Genomic DNA, 20,524 nt, shown 5'->3' on the forward strand with positions numbered 1-20,524 from the left:
GGCCGTCACTCCGGCAGCAGCGTGCCGGGATTGAGGCGCCCGGCCGGGTCGAAGTGCCGGCTCAGTGCCTGCAAGGTGTCCATCGCCAACGCGCCTTTCTCGCGCAGCAGGTACGGTGCGTGATCCTTGCCGACGCCGTGCTGGTGGCTGATGGTGCCGTGGTTGTCGACGATAGTCTGGCTGGCCGCGTGCTTGAGCGCCTGCCAACGCGCCAACGTCGCGGGGTAATCCGCTGCGGGGCGAAACACGTAGGTGGTGTAGATACTCGAACCCTCGCCATAGACGTGGGACAGGTGAGTGAACACATGCACCCGCTCGCCTTCAGCAGCCAAGGCATCGCGCAGGCTGTTTTCGATGAGGTTGAGCAGGTTGTCGACGTTGCTCCAGTCGGTCGCGGTTTCGAGGGTGTCGACCACGTAACCGGCGTTCCACAGGTTCTCGCGCAGGTAAGGAAAACGGAAGCGATTCTGCGCCCATTTCTTGCCGAGCAAGGTGCCGGTGAATACGCCACCGAAGGCTTTGAGGTGTTGTCGCGCTTGCCTCAGCGACAGCGCATTTTGCTGACGATTGCCGGTCACGCCGAAGGTCAGCAGGCACTTGCCCTCACTGGCCCCGCGCAGGCTCAGGTACTTTTCCAGCCAGCCAATTTGTTGCGGGTGGCCGGCCAACGCGAGTTGGGTTTCGGTTTCCACCGCGTTGGACAGGCGTAGCATCGACAGCGGCACGCGCGCCTGAGCCAATTGGCGGATGGCTTGCAGCGCCTTCGTCCAACTGGGCAGAAACACGCCGTAGAAACGTTCATCGGCGGGCATTGCGCTGACCCGCACTTTGACCTCGGAAATGATCCCGAAACGGCCCTCGCAGCCCAGCACCACTTCGCGCAGATCAGGGCCGGCGGCCGAGGCCGGGAACGTCGGGATTTGCAGAGGGCCGGCGAAGGTTTCCAGAGTGCCCCCGGCGAACAATTGTTCAATGCGCCCATAGCGCAACGATTGCTGACCACTGGATCGACTGGCCACCCAACCACCCAACGTCGACAGCTCCCACGACTGCGGGAAATGCCCCAGCGTGTAACCCCGCGCCCGCAGCTGACTTTCCACCTGCGGGCCACTGGCACCGGGGCCGAAGGTTGCCAACAGGCTTTGTTCATCAAGGTCGATCAGACGATTCATCCGCGCCAGCGAAACTGTCACCACGGGCCGCGCTGAATCTGGCGGGTTGATGTGCCCGGCCACCGAAGTGCCGCCGCCATAAGGGATCAGGCACAGGTCTTGTTCATGGGCGAGCGCCAGCAATTGGCGAATCTGCTCGGCAGTCTCGGGGAACGCCACCGCATCGGGATAATTGCCCAACGTGCCTTCGCGTAACGCGAGCCAATCCGGCAGGCTCTGGCCGCGAGCGTGTAACAAACGGTCATGGCCATCCACGCTGTACAAGGTGTGTGCGCGCAACCGCGAAGCAGGCACGCGGGCCAGCGCTGTTTCCAGCGTCGCATCGGGCAGCGCTCGACCTTCGCCCAACCGTTCGGCGAGAAAACTCGCGCCCTGGGCCGGCAGTTCGACCACCGTGGTTGCATCTCCCCAGCCGTTCCAGCGTCGCATGCGTGTGTCCTTTTTCGGTTCTTATCAGCGATATTTCAGGCGTCCATACTAGTCGGCGGCGAAAAAGTGTCACGGTCGCATCCGGCCAGTTCGTGTAGCCAATTGAGTCAAACGTCGCGCAAGCGTCAGCCATTTACTTTAGTCGCGGTTTCAAATTACCTTTCAGGGCATTCATCCGCTCATGCACGCCTTGATCAAGGGAATACGATCATGCAATCGCTCGGCTTCACCTCCGTTCCACCGCTGCTCAAGTACCTGCGCCATGCCGAGCAATTGGGCATGGCCATCGAGCCTGCGTTGGCGGCGGCCGGGTTGCAGGCGCAGCAGTTGAGCGACAACACCCTGCGTTTGCCGGGTGAAGCGCATGAGAAGTTGCTCGATTATTTCTGCGAATACTCGGGCGATCCGCTATTCGGGCTCAATGCCGCCAATTTTGTACTGCCCAATTCCTGGAGTGTGCTCGGTTACATCACCATGAACTGCGCGACACTGGGCGATGCCATGAGCCGGATCATGCCGTTCGAAAAACTGGTGGGCGACATGGGCGTGAGTCGCGCCGAGATGCTGGACGGGCAAGTACACCTGATCTGGACCTGCCGCTATCAGCGCCCGCGAATTCGTCGGCATCTGGTGGAAAACGTGCTGGGTTCGTGGCTGCAATATGCGCGCTGGATTGCGGATACGCAGATGTCGCCGGCAGCGGTCTGGTTGGAGCATTCGTGCCCAGACAAGGTGACACTGGCGCAATACGAGCAGTTTTTCGATTGCCCGGTGCTGTTCGATCAGCCGTATTCGGCGTTGATTGTGCCGCTGGCGTATTTGCAGTTGCCGTTGCGCCAGGCCGATGCGCAATTGCTGCGCACGCTGGAAGAGCATGCGATGGGGTTGATGGCGACGTTGGAGGATGCGTCGCTTGCGCAGCAGGTGAAGAGTATTTTGCGTCAGTTGCTAAAGGAGGGGCTGCCGCGTAAGGAGCAGGTGGCTGAACATCTCGCCGTGTCGGTGCGAACGTTGCAGCGGCAATTGCATCAGGCGGGGACGTCGTATCAGCAGATCCTGGATGACCTGCGTCAGGAGTTGGCTGAGCATTATTTGCTCAACAGCACGTTGCCGATTCAGGACATCGCGCAGTATCTGGGGTTTACCGAACCGAGGTCGTTTCACCGCACGTTCAAGAGCCGGCGCGGGATGCCGCCGGGGGAGTTTCGGCAGACGCATCGGGGGTGATTCGCTTTCCCCTCACCCCAACCCTCTCCCAGAGGGAGAGGGGGCCGACCAAGAGATGCTGACGAGTTAGGCCGACCTGCAAATACCGCTGTGAATCCATAATCGCTGCAAATCTTTCAGGTCGATGTACAACGCAAGACACCTCGGTCAGTCCCCTCTCCCTCCGGGAGAGGGCTAGGGTGAGGGGCTCTTCAGCTCAAACACTAATCGCGTTGGTAAACACCAACCGATTACCAAACGGATCGGCAATGGTCATGTCCTGGCTGCCCCATGGCATCGCCTGAATCTGTGGATGCGAGAACTTGTAATCCTTGGCCACCAGTTGCTGCTGAAAAGCTTCCAGCTCATCGGTCTCGATGCGCAACGCCGAACCCGGCGTCGCATCACCGTGGTGTTCGGACAGATGCAGCACACATTCGCCACGCGACACCTGCAGATACAACGGGAAGTTCGCTTCGAAACGATGCTGCCAGTCGATCTTGAAACCGAGGAAGTCGACGTAGAATTCTACGGCTTTGGCTTCATCGAAAATCCGCAGGATCGGGGTGGTTTTGCCGAAGCTCATGGGGTGCTCCCTGACTGGTTGGCCCAAGAGTGTAGCCGGGCTGGATGTCAGCACTTCGGCTTGTTGATGGTTTTCTTTAGTCGCAATGTGCCATCACTGTGACCCACTGCGCGAAACATTAAAGAAAGCCGTCGCGCAAATCGCCCTGACGCGCCAGAAACCGCCCTTCCCTTCGACCATTCGCCTGACCATCGCTGTAACTCAAAACACCATTGATCCACACCCCATCAATACCCTGCGCCGCCCGTTGCGGGTCATTGAAATCCGCCACATCTCGCACAGTCGCCGGATCGAACAACACCAGATCCGCCCAGTTTCCTTCGCGAATCTCGCCTCTTTCCTTCAAGCCAAAGCGCGCCGCCGACAGACCGGTCATCTTGTGCACCGCTGTGTGCAACGGAAATAGCCCGACATCACGACTGAAATGTCCAAGCACCCGTGGGAAAGCGCCCCACAGGCGTGGATGCGGGAACGGGTCTTCCGGCAGTCCGTCAGAGCCCACCATCGACAGCGGATGCGCGAGGATTCTTCGTACATCCGCCTCGTCCATGCCGTAATACACCGCGCCCGCCGGTTGCAGGCGCTTGGCAGCCTCGAGCAGCGGCACGTTCCATTCGGCGGCGATATCGATGAGGTCGCGGCCGCTGAATTGCGGGTGCGGCGTCGACCAGGTGATGGTGATGCGGTGGGCGTCGGTGACTTGTTTCAAATCCAGCGTCGAAGAACTCGCCGCATACGGATAGCAATCGCAACCGACCGGATGGGTTTTCGCCGCCTCCTCCAAGGACGCGAGCAACTGCGGACTGCGCCCCCAGTTACCGACACCGGCACATTTGAGGTGGGAAATGATCACTGGCGATTTGGCGTGGCGACCGATCTGAAACGCCTCATCCATCGCCTCCAGCACTGGAGCAAATTCGCTGCGTAAATGAGTGGTGTAAACCGCGCCGAACGCCGTCAGCTCTTCGGTCAGTTGCATGACTTCATCGGTGGAGGCGTTATAGGCGCTGGCGTAAGCCAGACCTGTGGATAATCCAAGTGCGCCAGCCTCAAGACTTTCGCGCAACTGCTCACGCATCGCGGCGATTTCGGCAGGGGTTGCGGTGCGAAACAGGTCGTCGAGATGATTGCTGCGCAGCGCCGTGTGGCCGACCAACGCTGCAACGTTCAACGTGGTGTCGGCCGCTTCGACCGCCGCGCGGTAATCGCTGAAACGTGGATAAACAAACGCCGCCGCGGTGCCGAGTAGGTTCATCGGGTCCGGCGGATTGCCTTTCAAACTGACCGGCGACACGCTGATTCCGCAGTTGCCGACAATCACCGTGGTCACGCCTTGGCTGAGCTTGGGCAGCATCTCTGGCTGACGGATGACGACGGTGTCGTCGTGGGTGTGCACGTCGATAAAACCCGGCGCCAGCACGCGGCCGGCAGCGTCGATTTCTTCGCTCGCTGTCGCATCACGCAAGTCGCCGATACGCTCGATGCGGCCATTGAGGATTGCCACGTCGGCGCGGTAGCCCGGCGTGTTGCTGCCATCGATAACCAGAGCATTGCGAATCAGGGTGTCGTAGAGCATGTCAGTCTCCTAGCGGCAGGTGATCGTCGCCGCCACGGTATTCGTCGAGAGCGAGTTTGATCCGCCGTAGCCGCTCTTGGTTGTCTTCAGGATTGGCCAGCGCCAGCTCGGTCGCGAGCACGTCGATGGCCAGCAACATGCCGTAGCGCGCCGCCGTCGGTTTGTAGATGAACGAGGTTTCTGCGCCTTGCAGCGGCAGGACGATGTCGGCCAGTTCCGCCAGCGGCGAATCGGCGCGGGTGATGGCGAGGATGCGCGCGCCGTAGTTGCGCGCCAGTTCGACGGTCTCCAGCAGTTCCGGGGTGATGCCAGTCAGCGAGCAGGCGATGACGACCTGTTCGGCGTTCAGGCTGGCGGCGGTGACGCGCATCATCACCGCGTCATGGCACACCGCAATCGGATAGCCCAAGCGCACCAACCGCACCTGCAATTCGTCGCTGCACAACGTCGAGCACCCGCCCATGCCGAAGGCGTGAATCATCCGCGCCTGGCTGAGCAATTTCACCGCATCAGCGAAACGCGATTCATCGAAACCGGCCAGATGCTGACGCAGGGTAGTTTCGATATCGCCAACAATCTGCCCGTAGAACGCCGATTGCTCGGGCGTGCCGGCCGGGTCGAGAAAACGACTGCCGACGCCACTGGCTTGGGCCAGTTGCAGGCGCAGATCACGCAGGTCGCGGCAGCCAACAGTGCGGGCAAATCGCGACAGTGTGGCGGTGCTGACCTCGGCCCGTTGCGCCAGCTCTTCGAGACTGGCGGAGGCGGCAAAGCCTACGTCGTCGAGCATCAGCCTTGCGATGCGACCTTCGCCGGCGCTGAAGGAATCCTGGCGGGCGCGGATCTGGTAGAGGATGTCCATGGCGGCGGGCTCCGGTTACAGCAGGTAAGAAAGGCCGACGGTCAGACCGAAAGCGACCAGCGAGATCAACGTCTCAAGCACGGTCCAGGTCTTGAACGTCTGCGCGACCGTCATGTTGAAGTATTCCTTGATCAACCAGAAGCCGCCGTCGTTGACGTGGGAAAAGATAACCGACCCGGCGCCGGTCGCCAGCACCAACAGTTCGGGGTGTGGATATCCCAGACCGATGGCCACGGGGGCGACGACGCCGGACGCGGTGGTCATCGCCACAGTCGCCGAACCGGTGGCGATACGCATCAGCGCTGCAAACAACCAGCCCATGAGCAGCGGCGACAGATGAAATTCGTGAGCGAGACCGACGATCTGATCGGTAACGCCAGCGTCGACCAGAATCCGGTTCAAGCCACCACCAGCGCCGACCAGCAAGGTGATGCTGGCGGTCGGCGCCAGGCATTCATTGGTGAATTTGAGGATCGATTCACGGCTGAAACCCTGAGCGATACCCAACGTCCAGAAACTCAACAACGTCGCCAACAGCAGCGCAATCACCGAGTTGCCGATGAACAGCAGGAACTGATTGAAACCGCTGCCCGGCGTAGAAATAAGATTGGCCCAACCGCCGATCAGCATCAGCACCACCGGCAACAGAATGGTCGCCATGGTGATGCCGAAGCTCGGCAGCTTGTCGCGCGGTTCGCGGTCGAGGAATTGTTTTTCCAGCGGGTTATCCGCCGGCAAGTGAATGCGCGGCACGATGAATTTGGCGTACAGCGGACCTGCAATAATCGCCGTCGGAATGCCGATAGCAATCGCATACAGCAAGGTCTGCCCGACCGACGCCTGATACACCTGCACCGCCAGCATCGCCGCCGGGTGCGGCGGCACCAACGCATGCACTACGGAGAGGCCGGCGACCATCGGCAAACCGACCATCAGAATCGACACGCCCACCCTTCGCGCCACGGTAAACGCAATCGGTACCAGCAACACGAAGCCGACTTCGAAGAACAGCGGCAACCCGACCAGAAACGCGATGCAGACCATTGCCCAGTGCGCGTTCTTCTCGCCGAACTTATCGATCAACGTGCGCGCCATCTGGTCCGCACCACCGGACTCGGCCATCATCTTGCCAAGCATCGTCCCCAGCGCCACCACCAGCGCGATGTGCCCCAGCGTCTTGCCGACCCCAGCCTCATACGCGCCCACCACCCCCGACGGCGGCATGCCGGCCACCAGTGCCAGACCAATGGAAATCAGGGTGATGACAATGAACGGATTGAGCCGGTAACGGGCGATCAACACGATCAGAGCGATGATAGCCACGGCGGCATATACCAGCAGCCAATAGCCGAAAGAAGGCGTCATGCGGTACTCCTCGAAAGGGTCACGTTCGTATGGGTTGTGAAACTCATAAATCATTTCGAGATCGAGATTTCAAACCGCATGAAAGTAATTTTCGTGGAAAGGTAAGGCGTGTCGCGGATGGATATGTCTTGTCGTGATTAATGAAAATTGCGGGGCGAGATTTTCATGATTCCGCAGCCAATACGAAATCCTGTGAGCTGGCTTGCCAGCGATGACGGTTACACATTCAACATAGATGCTGACTGGTCGACCGCTATCGCTGGCAAGCCAGCTCCCACAAGTTGATCGAGTTTCTGTAGGAGCCAGCCTGCAGGCGATGGCGGTGTCACATTCAACATCTCTGTCGACTGATCCACCGCTTTCGCGAGCAAGCTCGCTCCCACAGTTTGATCAAATTTCTTCAGACAGATAGCGGACAACTTGCGAGAGCTGGCTTGCCAGCGATGGCGGCGTCACGTTCAACATTGATGTTGGATGATCAGCCGCTATCGCCAGCAGGCTGGCTCCCACAGGTATTGTGGTGTTGAAAGAATCACACCATTTCGTTACGAATCCATTCAACCACTGACGTGCGTTTCGGCGTCCAGCCCAGCAGTTCGCGGGCGTGTTTGCCTCGCACCCGGCTGTTGGAGCCGAGGCCGTAGTTGGCCATTTCGTAGCCCCACTCGGCTTCGGCATCTGGCAGTGGCCAGTCTTGTGGCTGGCCCAGGTTCAGGGCTTCGGCCATGGCGGTGGTCATGTCGATGAAGGAGGCTTCACCGCTTTCAACAAAGTAGAACGTGCCCGGTACGTTTTTAGTCAGCGCCAGCAGGTACAGGGCGACGACGTCTTCGATGTGCACGTTGGACCAGATGTTCTGGCCGCTACCGACATGGCGAACCACGCCGCTTTTACGCGCCTGTTTGAGCAGACGCGGCAATTGCACGCTGTCACGTTTGACGCCCAGGCTGTGGCCGTAGATCAAGGTGTTGCAGATGACGGCCGAGGTCACGCCGTCCTTCGCTGCGGCGAGAATCAGGTTGTCGATGGCCACGCGTGCGGCTTTGTCGACGGTCGGCTCGGGGAGGTTGTCTTCGTAGTAGATGACGTCGCTGGACTTGCCGCCGGATGCATCGCCGACGATGCTCGAACCGCTGGTGTGCAGGAACACTTTGTTCGAACCACGCAAAGCGTCGAGCAAGGCTTCGACCGCTGCGCGATGGTCGCTGCTGGCGGCGTTGATTACCGCGTCGGCGGCGCGGGCCTGTTCGGCGAGCAATGACGCGTCGTCGAGAGTGCCGATCACCGGGGTGATGCCCAGTGCTTTCAGTTCATCAGCCTGTTCGGCGCTGCGCACCAAACCCGTGACGTTATGGCCAGCCTGGACCAGGCCGGTAGCGATGGAGCCACCGATAAAACCGGCAGCGCCGGTGACGAATACGTTCATGGAGAAACTCCCTGCGTGAATAAGTGATGGGACGAGTATCGACCGATGAGTTCGAGGGAAACACCCGCCCTCAGCCAAATCACTGTTGCGCAGAGGTCACGAATCAGCCTTTGAAATCGGCGATGGCGTAGGCCGCGAGTTTGCTCTGGATGAAGTCGAGGAAGCATTGAATGCGCAACGCCAGTTGCGAGTTACGGTAGTAAACGGCGTTGATCGGCTGGCGATAGCCGCTGTTGAACTCGGCCAGTACCACGCTCAAACGCCCGGCGCGGATGTCGTCGATGGTCATGAAGTGCGACAGGCAGGCAATGCCCTGCCCTTCCAGCGCCAGATGGCGCACGGTTTCGCCGCTGGAGGCGCTGATGGCCGGGGTGATGGGCCAGCGGTCACCTTGCACGTAACGCAACGGCCACTGATTGAGGCCTTCGTTCTGCGTGAAGCCAAGCAGGGTGTGTTCGCTCAGGTCGGCCACTTGCAGCGGCGTACCGTGTTTTTCCAGGTACGCGGGGCTGGCGACGATCAGCAGCGGACTGCAACCGAGCGAGCGCGCGTGCAAAGTGGAATCGGCGAGGGTGCCGATGCGGATGGCGACGTCGGTGCTTTGTTCCAGCAGGTCAATGATCAGGTCATTGCTGTTGAGTTCGAGCTGAATGTCCGGATATAGCCGGCGGAATTCGTCGATGTAGGGAACGACCGCGTGCAGCATGAACGGCGACGCGGCGTTGATGCGCAGGCGTCCGGACGGGGTTTGCTGGCGTGAGGACAGACGTTCTTCGAGTTGCTCCATCTGATCGAGAATCAGCTTGGCTTGTTCGAAGAAGTACTTGCCCTCCTCAGTCAGATCCATGCGCCGCGTGGTGCGGTTGATCAGCGTGGTATCGAGCTTGGCTTCCAGCCGCGACAGGGTGCGGCTGACCGCCGAAGGCGTCTGCCCGACCTGCTCGGCAGCGGCGGAAATCGTACCGCATTCGATCACGCAGACGAAAATCTGCAACTCATCGGATCTGGCTTTCAAGGGGGTTCCTTACGATAGTCATCACCACTGTATTGTGGTGAAGGGATCTAATTGTGGCGAGGGGATTTATCCCCGTTGGACTGCGTAGCAGTCCCCTTCTTTTTTGAAGCAAGAGCGGGGGGCGCTCCGCGCCCCAACGGAGATAAATCCCCTCGCCACAGATAAATCCCACCACCAGAGGTAAATCCCTTTACCACAGGCAGATCCCTCTCAGCATCCGCTTCAACCTCAAGCCTTAAGACCAAACACCTCGCTCAGATGCTGTTCATAACGCGCCACATCACTCTCGATGTTTGGACGCTTCATTACGTCAACACACAGAAACGTCGGCAACCCGGTCATGCCCAAAAACTCATTGGCCTTGTGAAACGGGAAATACACCGCGTCCACACCTTTACCTTCGAAGAAATCGGTCGGATCATCGAAGGCTTGCTGCGGCGCGTTCCACGTCAACGACAGCATGTATTGCTTGCCCTGGACGAGGCCCCCGCTGCCATACTTCTGCGACGCATCGGAACGGGTGCGGCCATCGCTTGCGTAGAGGCTGCCGTGGCCTTCGGTGAAGACTTCGTCGATGTACTTTTTCACCGTCCACGGCGCGCCCATCCACCAGCCTGGCATCTGATAAATGATCACGTCTGCCCAGAGGAATTTGGCGACTTCTTCAGCAACGTCGTAACCCTCGTCAATTAACGTGGTTTTGACGTCGACACCGCCGCGATCCAGCACGCTCAGCGCGGTTTCGTGCAGGGTGGTGTTGTAGCGGCCGTCGGAATGGGCGAATTTTTTACCGCCATTGAGCAACAAAACTTTTTTCATGAGAAAGCCTCGGCGCAGCCATTGAGCTGGATGGAGTAAGGAGAACTGAATGGCGGCAGATTAACGATCTGCCTCGCGCGGAATAAGCCAGGCTTGCGCAAAATACATTTGAGTAAAACGCACGAATCGAGTGCGGATTGTTGCCGTAGGCTTGGCCGCCATCCGAACTTGAGGAGTTTTATCGATGAGTGAACGCCAGGGTTTTATCCTGCACGCCAAGACCCGCCCGGAGAAATCCGCAGCCTTTGAAGCGCTGTTCCGCGCCTATGTCGAACCCAGTCGCGCCGAACCGGGCTGCATCGAATACCACATGCTGCGCGATCTGGAAGATCCATCGCTGTTCATCTTTTACGAAATCTGGGAATCCCGGGCACATCTGCATGTGCACTCGAACCTGCCGCACATGAAGCAGTTTTTCGAGCAGCGCATGGAGTATCTGGAGCGCGATTTCGACATTCGTGCGATCGACATGCTGAGTGAATCGTCGGCTAGCCGCTGATCAGCAAGTGGGCGCCGAGCGCGCCCAGACCGATGAAGAACACCCGTTTGAACAGCACCGCGCTGATCCGCTGACGCAGCCATTGGCCGAGCAACATGCCAAGCACTGCCGGAACCAGCGCCAGCAGCGAAGCGCCCAATTCACCGCCACCCAGCGCGCCACGCCAGAGCAAACCACCGGCCAGCGCCAGAGTCGAGACGGTGAACGACAGGCCGAGCGCCTGCACCAGTTCATCGCGACTCAAGCCCAACGCTTGCAGGTACGGCACTGCCGGAATCACGAAGACCCCGGTGGCCGAGGTGATGATGCCGGTGATCGCGCCGCAGACCGGGCCGAGCCAAGACTCATGGCACGGCTTTAGGTGCAGCGTCGGCAGCAACAACCCGCTCAACGCATACAGCAACAGCGCCGCGCCCAATCCGCGCACCACCCAATGTCCGCCCGACATGCCGATCCACAGCGTGCCGATAGCGGTACCGAGGAAGATCATCAGGAGCATCGGCCAGAGGCGTTTGATCAGTCCTTGCAAGTGACCGCCGAATGCCAATTGCCAGACGTTGGTGAGTGTTGCCGGGATGATCAGCAACGCGGCAGCCTGTGTTGGCGCCATAGCCAGACCGAGCAGACCCATGGCGACGGTGGGCAGGCCAAGGCCGATGACGCCTTTGATCAGGCCAGCGAGTATGAAGGTAGCGATGACCAACAGAGACATGGGCAGACCGAGGTTTTGGTAGAAGCTTGCGAGAGTGTTCATGGCGGGACTGTGCGCCCGTCGAGGTCGCTTGAAAATCTGCCATATACTGAGCCTGCCTCTTTCCATACAAGAGGCTTACAGATTATTGAGGCCACTGGCCTCATCGCTGGCAAGCCAGCTCCCACAGTATTTTGTGTTGTACGCAGAATCTGTGATCGACACTGAACCCTGTGGGAGCTGGCTTGCCAGCGATGAGGCCAGTCTAGACACTGCAAACTCAGGCTGACGAAATGCACTTCGACCTCACCGACCTGCGCCTTTATCTGCACATCCTCGACACCGGCAACATCACCGCCGGCGCCGCCCGAAGCCACCTCTCGCTCGCGGCGGCCAGTGCGCGAATTCGTGCGATGGAAGCGTCATTGGGTGCCGACTTTCTGGAGCGCGGCCGTCGCGGCGTCTCCCCGACTCCGGCCGGCAAAGCGTTGGCCCAACACGCCCGCGCCCTCCTGCAACAAGCCGAACGCATGCAGCAGGATCTGGCCGAATACGCTCAAGGCGTCAAAGGTCAGGTGCGGTTGCTGTGCAACACCACCGCAATCACCGAGTACCTGCCGGAAGTGCTCGCGGACTTCCTGCGCAGCCATCCCAATCTCGACATCGATCTACAAGAATTGCCCAGCGCCCGCATTACCCACGCCTTGCGTCAGGGGGCGGCGGATCTTGGGATTGTTTCCGACGCGGTCGACACCAGCGACTTACAAACCCAACCCTTTCGCGACGATCCACTGGTACTGATTCTGCCGCCGGACCACCCGTTGGCTGACCCCCCTGAAGTCAGTTTCAGCGATGCCTTGCGCTTCGACTTCGTAGGACTGAGCGCCGACAGCGCATTGGCGATCTATCTTGAAGAACAGGCGTTGAATAGCGGCTCGCGCATGCAGATCCGCATCCGGGCCGACGGTTTCGACGGCGTGATGCGCATGGTCGCCCACGGCGCCGGACTGGCGATCGTGCCGCTGGCCGCCGTCGAGCGCGCGACGCCACGCTCATTCAAAAGCGTTGCCCTCAACGAGCCGTGGGCGCGCCGCACGTTGATGCTGTGCGCCAAGGATTTCAGCGCTCTGCCGAATTATGCCAAGTCCTTGCTGAACGCCTTGACTCTCCCCTAAGGGGCAGACTTCATCCTTGGCCTTTTATCAGCAAGGACGATGACCATGGGCAAACGCATTCTGCTGATTCTCGGCCATCCTTCGGCGTCGAGTTTTTGTGCTGCACTCGCTGAGCGCTACGCTCAATCGGCACTCGATGCCGGACACGAAGTGCGCCAGTTGCGCCTCGGAGAAATAGATTTCGACCCGGTGCTCCGCGAGGGTTATCAACAGATCCAGGCGCTGGAAGATGACTTGAACGCGGCACAATCCGACATCCTCTGGGCCGAACATCTGACACTGGTTTACCCGATCTGGTGGGGCGGTATTCCGGCGCTGCTCAAAGGTTTTTTTGATCGGGTTTTCCTTCCCGGTTTTGCCTTCAAATACCGCAAAGGCAAAGCGTTCCCCGACAAACTTTTGCTCGGGCGCACCGCACACTTGCTGGTCACCATGGACACGCCGCCCTGGTATTACCGCTGGATCTATCGCATGCCCGGGCTGCATCAGGTGCGCAAGACCACCCTCGAATTCTGCGGGATCAAACCGTTGCGCACGCTGACGTTCGGTCCGGTGCTCGGCTCAAGCGATCAGCAACGACAAACCTGGTTGCAACAGGCGCGGGCTATCGCCAGTCGTTGAGTCTGCCGATAATGCCCAATGCGAAGCCAAGGTAAAAAGGACTGCTTATGTATATCGGCGAAGCCGCGCAACGCTCCCACACCACGGTCAAGACCATCCGTCATTACGAGGCTATCGGACTGCTGCCTGCGCCTCAGCGACAGGGCAAATATCGCGTCTACAACCAGCAATTCGTCGAACTGCTGACTTTCATAAAGTGCGCGAAAGAGATGGGTTTCAAACTCATGGAGTTGCAAAAAATCTTCGCCGGTCATCACGATCAGTCGGTGCCATGGTCGTTAGCGCAGCAGGCGATCGAAGACAAAAAACGCGAGATCAGCGACAAGATCGCCAAGCTTTCTGAGCAACACGCGCAGCTAGAAGCGTTTGAGGCGAACCTGCAACAAGCCCGCGCCGAATGTCCGCTGGAGAAACTGTAACGGCTTGCGCGTTTCTGAGCAGCTCGATGTCGAGCACAGACAACTGACCGGCGACCGGGCGCTATAGGGTGCGACTTCAGTTCACAGCCCACAGCCCGGAGTTCTCATGACCGCGACCGCCCCTATCACCGTTCTGCGCGACACCCATCCGCTGCCGGTACTCGACGCCTGCAAATGGGAAAAACTCGAGGGCGACCCGCACACCGTCAACCTCAACGCCTACACCAGCGAAGACGGCAGCAAGATCATGGGCACCTGGATCTGCACGCCGGGCAAGTGGCGCGTCGATTACGTGAAGTGGGAGTACTGCCATTTCCAGGAAGGCTACTGCGTGATCACCCCCGACGGCATGGAACCCATTCACCTGCGCGCAGGCGACATCTTCGTGGTTGAGCCGGGGATGAAAGGCACGTGGGAAGTGGTCGAGACGGTGCGCAAATATTTCGTGCTTGCCTGATGCAAAAAAGCCGGGGAACCACCCGACGTGGTTTCCCGGCAACACTTGCTGCATTCTGATTGGCGCTACATGCGTGATACTGGTGATACCTGTGGCGAGGGGATTTAGCGAAACGTCGCACCGCCCCGATCGGCTGCGCAGCAGTCGTAAAACCTGAGCACGCGTTTTAACTGACACAATGCAGTGGGCCGCTTCGCAGCCCAACGGGGATAAATCCCCTCGCCACAAAAAAAATCAACGCTGATTGATTGAACAGTTATTGCGGCTTGCGATAGCTGTTGATAATCGCGGAGAAATCTTTCCCCCCGTCCCCGCGCTGGCTCATCGCCTGATACAGCTGCTGCGCCACCGCTCCAAGCACCACTGGCTGATGTGCCTGACGCGCCGCTTCCGTCGCCAGGCCCAGATCCTTGAGCATCAACTCCGCACCGAAACCACCGGTGTACCCGCGCGAGGCCGGCGCGGTTTCGACGATGCCCGGCCATGGGTTGTACATTTCCGAACTCCAGCAACGCCCGGTCGAACTGTTGATGATCCCGGCCAGTACCGACGTATCGATCCCCAGCGCATCGCCCAGCGCCATCGCTTCACTGACGCCGACCATCGAAATCGCCAGCAGCAGATTGTTACAGATTTTCGCGATCTGCCCGGTGCCGACTTCGCCGCAATTGACGATGTTGCGGCCCATCTGCGCCAGCACCGGTTGCAGGGTTGCGAACAGTTCCGGGGTGGCGCCGACCATGAAGGTCAGTGTCCCGGCGGTTGCGCCGCCCGTGCCGCCGGAGACCGGTGCATCGGCCATGGCCACGCCTTGTTTGGCCGCAGCCGCTGCGACGTCACGAGCCGTCTGCGGATCGATGGTGCTGCAATCCACCGCCGGCACGCCTTTGCCGATGCCCGCGAGCACGCCATCTTCACCGAGCCAGACGCTGCGTACATGCACGGCGGCCGGGAGCATGGTAATCACCAGTTCGGCGTCCTCGGCAGCCTCGCGGGCCGAAGCGCGAATGCTGCCGCCAAGCTGTTCAAGTTCGGCCAACACGGTTTTGTTCAAGTCGACCAGGTTCAGCGAATGGCCAGCCTTGATCAGGTTGCGCGCCATCGGCGCGCCCATGTTGCCCAGACCGATAAATGCGATTTTCATGGCACGTTCCTCAGCGCAGGTTGATGGTGGTGTTCACGCCGTCGTTGACGCTGTCGTCATCGAACCAGCGCGCCGTGACCGTTTTGGTCTGCGTGTAGAACTGCACCACTTGCTTGCCGTACGGGCCGAGGTCGCCGAGTTTCGAACCGCGCGAACCGGTGAAGCTGAAGAACGGAACCGGCACTGGAATCGGGATGTTGATGCCGACCTGGCCGACGTCGATTTCGGTCTGGAATTTACGCGCCGCCGCACCGCTCTGGGTGAACAGGCCCGTGCCGTTGCCGAACGGGTTGGCGTTGACCAGCGCAATTGCCTGATCAAGCGTATCGACTTCCAGCACCACCAGCACCGGGCCGAAGATTTCCTGGGTGTAGATCTGCATGTCGGTGGTCACGCCCGAGAACAGGGTCGGGCCGACGAAGTTGCCTTGCTCGTAACCCGGCACGCTGACGTTGCGACCGTCCAGCTCAAGCTTGGCGCCTTCCTTGATGCCGCTTTCGATCAGATCAAGAATGCGTGCCTTGGCCTTTTTCGAAATCACCGGGCCGACATCAGTGCCCGGCTCGTTACCGGCGTTGACGGTGAGTTTCTGCGCCAGCGCTTTCAAATCCGGGAGCCATTGTTTCGCCGCGCCCACCAGCACCACCACCGAAGTGGCCATGCAACGCTGCCCAGCCGCACCGAAACCGGCGCCGACCAGCGCATTCAGCGCTTGCTCGCGATTGGCGTCCGCCAGCACCACGGCGTGGTTTTTCGCGCCCATCATCGATTGCACGCGTTTGCCGTGCTTGCCGGCCAAATCGTAAACGTGGGTGCCGACAGCGGTCGAACCGACGAAGGACACCGCTTTGATGTCCTTGTGGGTGCACAGGCCATCAACCACGTCTTTACCGCCGTGAACCACGTTGAGCACGCCCGCCGGAACGCCGGCCTCAACTGCCAGTTCGACCAGCAGCATGGTCGACAGTGGATCCTGCTCCGAAGGCTTCAATACGAAAGTGTTGCCGCAAGCGATGGCCATCGGGAACATCCACAACGGGATCATCGCCGGGAAGTTGAACGGCGTGATGCCGGCGCAAACGCCGATCGGCTGACGCAGGGTGTAAGTATCGACGCCACCCGCGACGTTCTCGGCGAACTCGCCCATTTGCAGGCTGCCGATGGAGCAGGCGTGCTCGACCACTTCCAGGCCACGGAAAATGTCGCCCTCGGCGTCGGCAATGGTTTTGCCCTGCTCGGCGCTCAGCACCACGGCAATGCGTTTGGAATGCTCGCGGATCAGCGCTTGCAGCTTGAGCATGATGCGCATCCGCGCGCCAATCGGGGTCAGTTTCCAAGTCTGGAAGGCACGCTGGGCGGCGCTGACCGCGGCATCGACTTCAGCGGCGGTAGCGAACGGGACTTTAGCCAGCACTTGCTGGGTCGCCGGGTTGACGATGTCGTGCCACTCGGTGGTCTGCGACTCGACCCACTCACCGTCGATCAACAGCTTGACCTTCTGCAGCGTGGTTTCGTTGGGCGTAAGCGATGCGTTCATGCTGGTCTCCGAAACTTGTTTTTATCGTAGGAGCCAAGGCGAAAGGTTCGCCTTGAGATGAGGCGTGTGTCACGAGTTGGTTGTCGGACTGTTTTTGGAGTATAGATGTGCAAACTTCTAATAAGAACGCACATATAAGCCCGTCCATCATGCAAAAAAACATCACCTCACTCGGTTCGCTGAACTGGGACGACCTCAAGTTTTTCCTCGAAGTCGCCCGCACCCGCAAGGCCAGCACCGCGGCCAAACGGTTGGCGGTCGACTACACCACCGTATCGCGGCGGATCAGTTCGCTGGAAACGGCGCTGGGCACGTTGCTGTTCGAGAAGTCGCGGACCAGCGGCTTTGTGCTGACCACCGAAGGCCAGCGTTTGCTGGGTTACGCCGAGTCGATTGAAAGCACATTGCACATGGCCTGCGAGCAGGTTTCAGGCTCAGGCGTGGCGCTGTCCGGGCATGTGCGCATGGGTTGCACGGAAGGCTTCGGCAGTTTTTTCATCACGCCGCAATTGAGCCATTTCGTCGACGCCTACCCGGCAATCTCGGTGGACATCCTGCCGCTGCCGCACTTCATCAGCCTGTCCAAGCGCGAGGCCGACATCGTCATCGCGCTGGAACGCCCGGAGCACGGGCCGTACGTCTGCTGCAAACTCTGCGACTACCGTTTGCAGCTCTATGCGACCCAGGATTACCTCGACCAACACCCACCGATCAGCCGCCCGGCAGATTTGAGCAAGCATCAATTCATCAGTTATGTGGATGACCTAGCGTTCAGCTCGGAGCTGCTTTACCTGGCGAATGTGCTGCCCGGTGCCAGCGCAAACTTGCGCAGCACCAGCGTGATCGCGCAATTCGTCGCGGCGCAGCAAGGGCGCTCACTGGCGATTCTGCCGTGCTTCCTCGCCGCGCAGGACCCGCGTTTGTTGCCGGTACTGCCGGAGGAAATCAACATCACCCGGCAGTTCTGGATGTACTGCCGGGAGGATCTGCGCAAGTTGAAGCGGATTACGTTGTTGTGGGATTACATTCGTGAGGTGACTGAGCGCAATCAGGGTCTGTTGATGGGGGTAACCCGTGAGATGCAGTTCGCCGATTAATCGGCGCTGACCACAATCGAAACCCGGCGGTTCTCCGTGCGGCCCGCGGCGGTGTCGTTGGATGCCACCGGTTCGCTGCTGCCTAGGCCTCGCAGTTGTATGTTTTCCTGCTTCATGCCGACCGTGCCCAACACGTTGGCGACGCTCTTGGCCCGGCGCAGGGACAGTTGCTGATTGTAGGTTTCCTTGCCCGACGCGTCGGTGTGGCCATCGACCCGCACTCGTTCGATGCCCACGCCCAACAGGGCTTTGCCGATGCGCTGGACGATCTCGGTGCTCTGTGTATTGAGGCTCTCGACATCGCTGCCGAACAGCACTTTGCCGGACAGGCCAAACTCCCAGCCTTCATCGGTCAGCGCAAAGCCTTGTTGCTTGAGCACGGCGACCTGCGCCGGGGTCAGGCCTTTTTGCGGGGCGGTCTGGCAACCGGTCAGCGCCAATATGGCCATCAACAGCAGCGTGGAAAACAGTCGAACAGGAAAAGTGAACACGGAAATTAGCTCCTGGTTTGAACGGGATTGACCGGGTGCTCCGACCCCGCCGTGGATTGAGCGCCGCGCGACAGGCGCTTGGCTTGATACATCGCCGCATCGGCGGCGTTGAGCAGCGCACCGGGGGTGGCGCCATGATCGGGGAAAACCGCGATGCCGATACTGAGCGAAGTCACGACACTGGTGTCACCCGGCAGGGCGATCGGCATGTCCATGCTCGCGAGTATCTTGTCAGCGATGCATTCGGCGTCTTCGACCTTGTGCAGCGGCGCGAGCAGCACGGCGAATTCGTCCCCGCCCAGTCGCGCGACCAAATCCCCTTCACGCAACTGCGCGCGCACTCGGTTGGCAACGGCGACCAACACCGCGTCACCCGCCGCATGGCCAAAGTTATCGTTGATGCCTTTGAACCGGTCGCTGTCGAGAAACAGTACAGCCACGCGTTCTTTGAGTTTGCCGGCATTGCGCAGGGCCCGAATCAAGCGCCCCTCGAAATAGGCGCGGTTCGGTAACCCGGTAAGGCTGTCGTGACTGGCCTGGTGGGCCAGTGTTTCGTTTTCGTTTTGCAGATGGGTTTGCCACGACTCCAGCTCGTCGAGCAAGGCGTTGAAGTCGTTACCGAGGTTGTCGAGTTCGGCGATCTGCGCTGGTGGCACGCGCCGATCCAGCGCTCGCTCGCTGCGGGCGGCGTGGGCCACGGTCGCAAGGCTGCGCAGCGGACCGATGATCTCGCGCAATTGTCGCCGCGCAAGATAGATCGCCACCCAAGCGCTGATAGCGGTACAGAGAATGATCCCCGCCAGACCGCTGAGCAGAAAACGCATCAGACTGCCGCCGTGACCGGTGAGCAGAATACGTCCGATCTCGCGATCCTGATGGATGATTGGCAAATTGATCGGTTTTTCCAGGAAGGCCCGGGCGAGCTGCATTTCCAGCTCAGAGATCAGACCGGTTTCTGGCCGCTGCCATCGCGCGATCAGTTTCCCTCGGGCATCCAGCACCTGAGCGTCCGCCACTTCTTCGGCCGATGCGATCATTGCCAGCGATTCCGTGGCGGCAGCCTTGTCGTTGAACACCACCGCGGCTTCCACGGTGTAGCTGATCGAGCGGGCGATCAAATGCAGGTTGTGATCGGCATAAACCCGTAGCGCCAGAACGCCCAGCAGCGTCAGCGAGACACTGGCCATCGCCACTGCCAACAATGCGACCGTCAAATGCCCACGGCCGAGAACCGAGCCTAACGTTGGGCGCGTATTGGATCTGGACAGCCTCATTGTGCCGCCGATTTGCGGCGTGACAACTGCAGCACGCTTGGATGAATGCGCACGCCACTGCGGGCGACAGAGTCGAGATTGACTTCGAAGGACACCTGCTCATCGCCTACGCGCAGACAGAACAGGCTGCCGACAGTGCATTGATCGTCGCTCTCGCTGATGCTCAGCACAGGGCGGCCAATCAATGAGGCGAACAGCCGGTTGCGTTCATCCGCGGTGAGTTTGCCGATATACACCGCATCGCATTCGGTGACGATGGCCGGGTTGTCGGCCAGCAGACGTTGCACGATGACTGGCCTGCCGGTGGCCTGAGTGGTGCCTTTGACCAGATCATCGGTGTATTCGGTGGGGCCGACGATGCACAGGCGCAATTGCGCAGGCTCTACCGGCCAGCGCGCGTAACTGAGAATACCCAGCACAACCTGGGTGACCGACTGCGATCGCTGTTCGGCCATGCCCGGCGGCGTTTGCGCTTGCGCAACGGCAGCGCCCGTCAGCAAACAGAGCAGACCGACAAGCACTGTGTGCTTGCAGCGAAACACGCGCTCTGTCGCCCAAACAGCCACCTTCATGCAGGGATTCTCTTGGATCGCAACGGAATGATGCCGCAACGATAGCACAGCGCTGAATCACCAGCGAGGCGCGGACTCCTGACTGGCTGGT

21 protein-coding genes are annotated in these 20,524 nt (G+C 60.0%); 7 read left to right on the forward strand and 14 right to left on the reverse strand.

Going from position 1 to position 20,524, the window contains the following annotated elements; translation table 11 throughout:
- Window positions 1-5 precede the first annotated feature (5 nt).
- The gene (locus ACIQVE_RS16690; RefSeq protein WP_402810260.1) at window positions 6-1,601 is read right to left on the reverse strand and encodes an FAD-binding oxidoreductase; all 1,596 of its coding nucleotides are present in this window, start codon (window positions 1,599-1,601) and stop codon (window positions 6-8) included.
- Between the two features lie 210 nt (window positions 1,602-1,811).
- Between ACIQVE_RS16690 and ACIQVE_RS16695 the strand changes: the two genes are divergently transcribed.
- Complete coding sequence (locus ACIQVE_RS16695; protein WP_402810262.1) at window positions 1,812-2,828, forward strand: AraC family transcriptional regulator; 1,017 nt, start codon at window positions 1,812-1,814, stop codon at window positions 2,826-2,828.
- 196 nt (window positions 2,829-3,024) lie between these two features.
- Here the strand turns inward: ACIQVE_RS16695 and ACIQVE_RS16700 are convergent, their stop codons facing one another.
- The 7 genes from ACIQVE_RS16700 to ACIQVE_RS16730 all read right to left on the reverse strand — a co-directional run bounded on the left by ACIQVE_RS16700 (window position 3,025) and on the right by ACIQVE_RS16730 (window position 10,456).
- The gene (locus ACIQVE_RS16700) at window positions 3,025-3,393 is read right to left on the reverse strand and encodes a glyoxalase superfamily protein (protein ID WP_095191407.1); all 369 of its coding nucleotides are present in this window, start codon (window positions 3,391-3,393) and stop codon (window positions 3,025-3,027) included.
- Window positions 3,394-3,511: 118 nt separating this feature from the next.
- On the reverse strand, window positions 3,512-4,969 hold the full coding sequence (locus ACIQVE_RS16705; protein WP_402810265.1) for an amidohydrolase family protein: 1,458 nt from the start codon (window positions 4,967-4,969) through the stop codon (window positions 3,512-3,514).
- 1 nt (window position 4,970) lies between these two features.
- Window positions 4,971-5,831, reverse strand: a complete 861-nt coding sequence (locus tag ACIQVE_RS16710; RefSeq protein WP_402810267.1) for a MurR/RpiR family transcriptional regulator — start codon at window positions 5,829-5,831, stop codon at window positions 4,971-4,973.
- A 15-nt stretch (window positions 5,832-5,846) separates the two neighbouring features.
- A complete protein-coding gene (locus ACIQVE_RS16715; protein WP_402810269.1) occupies window positions 5,847-7,196 on the reverse strand; it encodes a GntP family permease in 1,350 nt (449 codons plus the stop codon).
- Window positions 7,197-7,728: 532 nt separating this feature from the next.
- Complete coding sequence (locus ACIQVE_RS16720) at window positions 7,729-8,622, reverse strand: NAD-dependent epimerase/dehydratase family protein (RefSeq protein WP_402810271.1); 894 nt, start codon at window positions 8,620-8,622, stop codon at window positions 7,729-7,731.
- A gap of 103 nt (window positions 8,623-8,725) precedes the next feature.
- The gene (locus ACIQVE_RS16725; RefSeq protein WP_402810272.1) at window positions 8,726-9,637 is read right to left on the reverse strand and encodes a LysR substrate-binding domain-containing protein; all 912 of its coding nucleotides are present in this window, start codon (window positions 9,635-9,637) and stop codon (window positions 8,726-8,728) included.
- Window positions 9,638-9,865: 228 nt separating this feature from the next.
- A complete protein-coding gene (locus ACIQVE_RS16730; RefSeq protein ID WP_402810273.1) occupies window positions 9,866-10,456 on the reverse strand; it encodes an NAD(P)H-dependent oxidoreductase in 591 nt (196 codons plus the stop codon).
- Window positions 10,457-10,640: 184 nt separating this feature from the next.
- On the opposite strand from ACIQVE_RS16730, the gene ACIQVE_RS16735 reads away from it, so the two are divergent.
- Window positions 10,641-10,955, forward strand: a complete 315-nt coding sequence (locus ACIQVE_RS16735) for a putative quinol monooxygenase (protein WP_402810275.1) — start codon at window positions 10,641-10,643, stop codon at window positions 10,953-10,955.
- Here the strand turns inward: ACIQVE_RS16735 and ACIQVE_RS16740 are convergent.
- Complete coding sequence (locus ACIQVE_RS16740) at window positions 10,945-11,709, reverse strand: sulfite exporter TauE/SafE family protein (RefSeq protein ID WP_402810277.1); 765 nt, start codon at window positions 11,707-11,709, stop codon at window positions 10,945-10,947. The two genes, ACIQVE_RS16735 and ACIQVE_RS16740, sit on opposite strands and share 11 nt — an antisense overlap.
- Window positions 11,710-11,939: 230 nt before the next feature.
- Between ACIQVE_RS16740 and ACIQVE_RS16745 the strand changes: the two genes are divergently transcribed.
- The 4 genes from ACIQVE_RS16745 to ACIQVE_RS16760 all read left to right on the forward strand — a co-directional run bounded on the left by ACIQVE_RS16745 (window position 11,940) and on the right by ACIQVE_RS16760 (window position 14,318).
- On the forward strand, window positions 11,940-12,821 hold the full coding sequence (locus ACIQVE_RS16745; protein ID WP_402810279.1) for a LysR substrate-binding domain-containing protein: 882 nt from the start codon (window positions 11,940-11,942) through the stop codon (window positions 12,819-12,821).
- A gap of 45 nt (window positions 12,822-12,866) precedes the next feature.
- Window positions 12,867-13,442: an NAD(P)H-dependent oxidoreductase gene (locus ACIQVE_RS16750; RefSeq protein WP_402810280.1), complete on the forward strand. Its 576-nt coding sequence runs from the start codon at window positions 12,867-12,869 to the stop codon at window positions 13,440-13,442.
- Window positions 13,443-13,489: 47 nt separating this feature from the next.
- Window positions 13,490-13,861: a MerR family transcriptional regulator gene (locus ACIQVE_RS16755; protein WP_402810282.1), complete on the forward strand. Its 372-nt coding sequence runs from the start codon at window positions 13,490-13,492 to the stop codon at window positions 13,859-13,861.
- A gap of 106 nt (window positions 13,862-13,967) precedes the next feature.
- Window positions 13,968-14,318: a cupin domain-containing protein gene (locus ACIQVE_RS16760; RefSeq protein WP_402810284.1), complete on the forward strand. Its 351-nt coding sequence runs from the start codon at window positions 13,968-13,970 to the stop codon at window positions 14,316-14,318.
- A 256-nt stretch (window positions 14,319-14,574) separates the two neighbouring features.
- Here the strand turns inward: ACIQVE_RS16760 and mmsB are convergent, their stop codons facing one another.
- Both mmsB and ACIQVE_RS16770 read right to left on the reverse strand, forming a co-directional pair.
- Window positions 14,575-15,462 (reverse strand): 3-hydroxyisobutyrate dehydrogenase, encoded by an 888-nt coding sequence (gene mmsB, locus ACIQVE_RS16765; RefSeq protein WP_402810285.1) that lies wholly within the window; start codon window positions 15,460-15,462, stop codon window positions 14,575-14,577.
- Window positions 15,463-15,472: 10 nt separating this feature from the next.
- Window positions 15,473-16,999 carry a CoA-acylating methylmalonate-semialdehyde dehydrogenase gene (locus ACIQVE_RS16770; RefSeq protein ID WP_402810287.1) on the reverse strand — a complete coding sequence of 509 codons (1,527 nt, stop codon included), beginning with the start codon at window positions 16,997-16,999 and terminating at the stop codon, window positions 15,473-15,475.
- 149 nt (window positions 17,000-17,148) lie between these two features.
- Here ACIQVE_RS16770 and ACIQVE_RS16775 point away from each other — a divergent pair, with 149 nt between their 5' ends.
- Entirely contained in the window at window positions 17,149-18,096 is a 948-nt protein-coding gene (locus ACIQVE_RS16775) for a LysR family transcriptional regulator (protein WP_402810299.1), read from the forward strand.
- On the opposite strand, the gene ACIQVE_RS16780 is transcribed toward ACIQVE_RS16775, so the two are convergent.
- From ACIQVE_RS16780 to ACIQVE_RS16790, 3 genes are read right to left on the reverse strand one after another with little or no spacing between them, the layout of a single operon-like run.
- Window positions 18,093-18,545 carry an OmpA family protein gene (locus tag ACIQVE_RS16780; RefSeq protein WP_402810301.1) on the reverse strand — a complete coding sequence of 151 codons (453 nt, stop codon included), beginning with the start codon at window positions 18,543-18,545 and terminating at the stop codon, window positions 18,093-18,095. The two genes, ACIQVE_RS16775 and ACIQVE_RS16780, sit on opposite strands and share 4 nt — an antisense overlap.
- A 47-nt stretch (window positions 18,546-18,592) precedes the next feature.
- Entirely contained in the window at window positions 18,593-19,861 is a 1,269-nt protein-coding gene (locus ACIQVE_RS16785) for a diguanylate cyclase domain-containing protein (RefSeq protein WP_402810289.1), read from the reverse strand.
- Window positions 19,858-20,433, reverse strand: coding sequence for a YfiR family protein (locus ACIQVE_RS16790; RefSeq protein WP_402810290.1), 576 nt, complete (start codon window positions 20,431-20,433; stop codon window positions 19,858-19,860). The genes ACIQVE_RS16785 and ACIQVE_RS16790 overlap by 4 nt, the downstream gene beginning before the upstream one ends.
- Window positions 20,434-20,524 lie beyond the last annotated feature (91 nt).

Origin of the sequence: Pseudomonas sp. NPDC098747 (assembly GCF_044760045.1) — a bacterium.
GTDB lineage: Bacteria > Pseudomonadota > Gammaproteobacteria > Pseudomonadales > Pseudomonadaceae > Aquipseudomonas.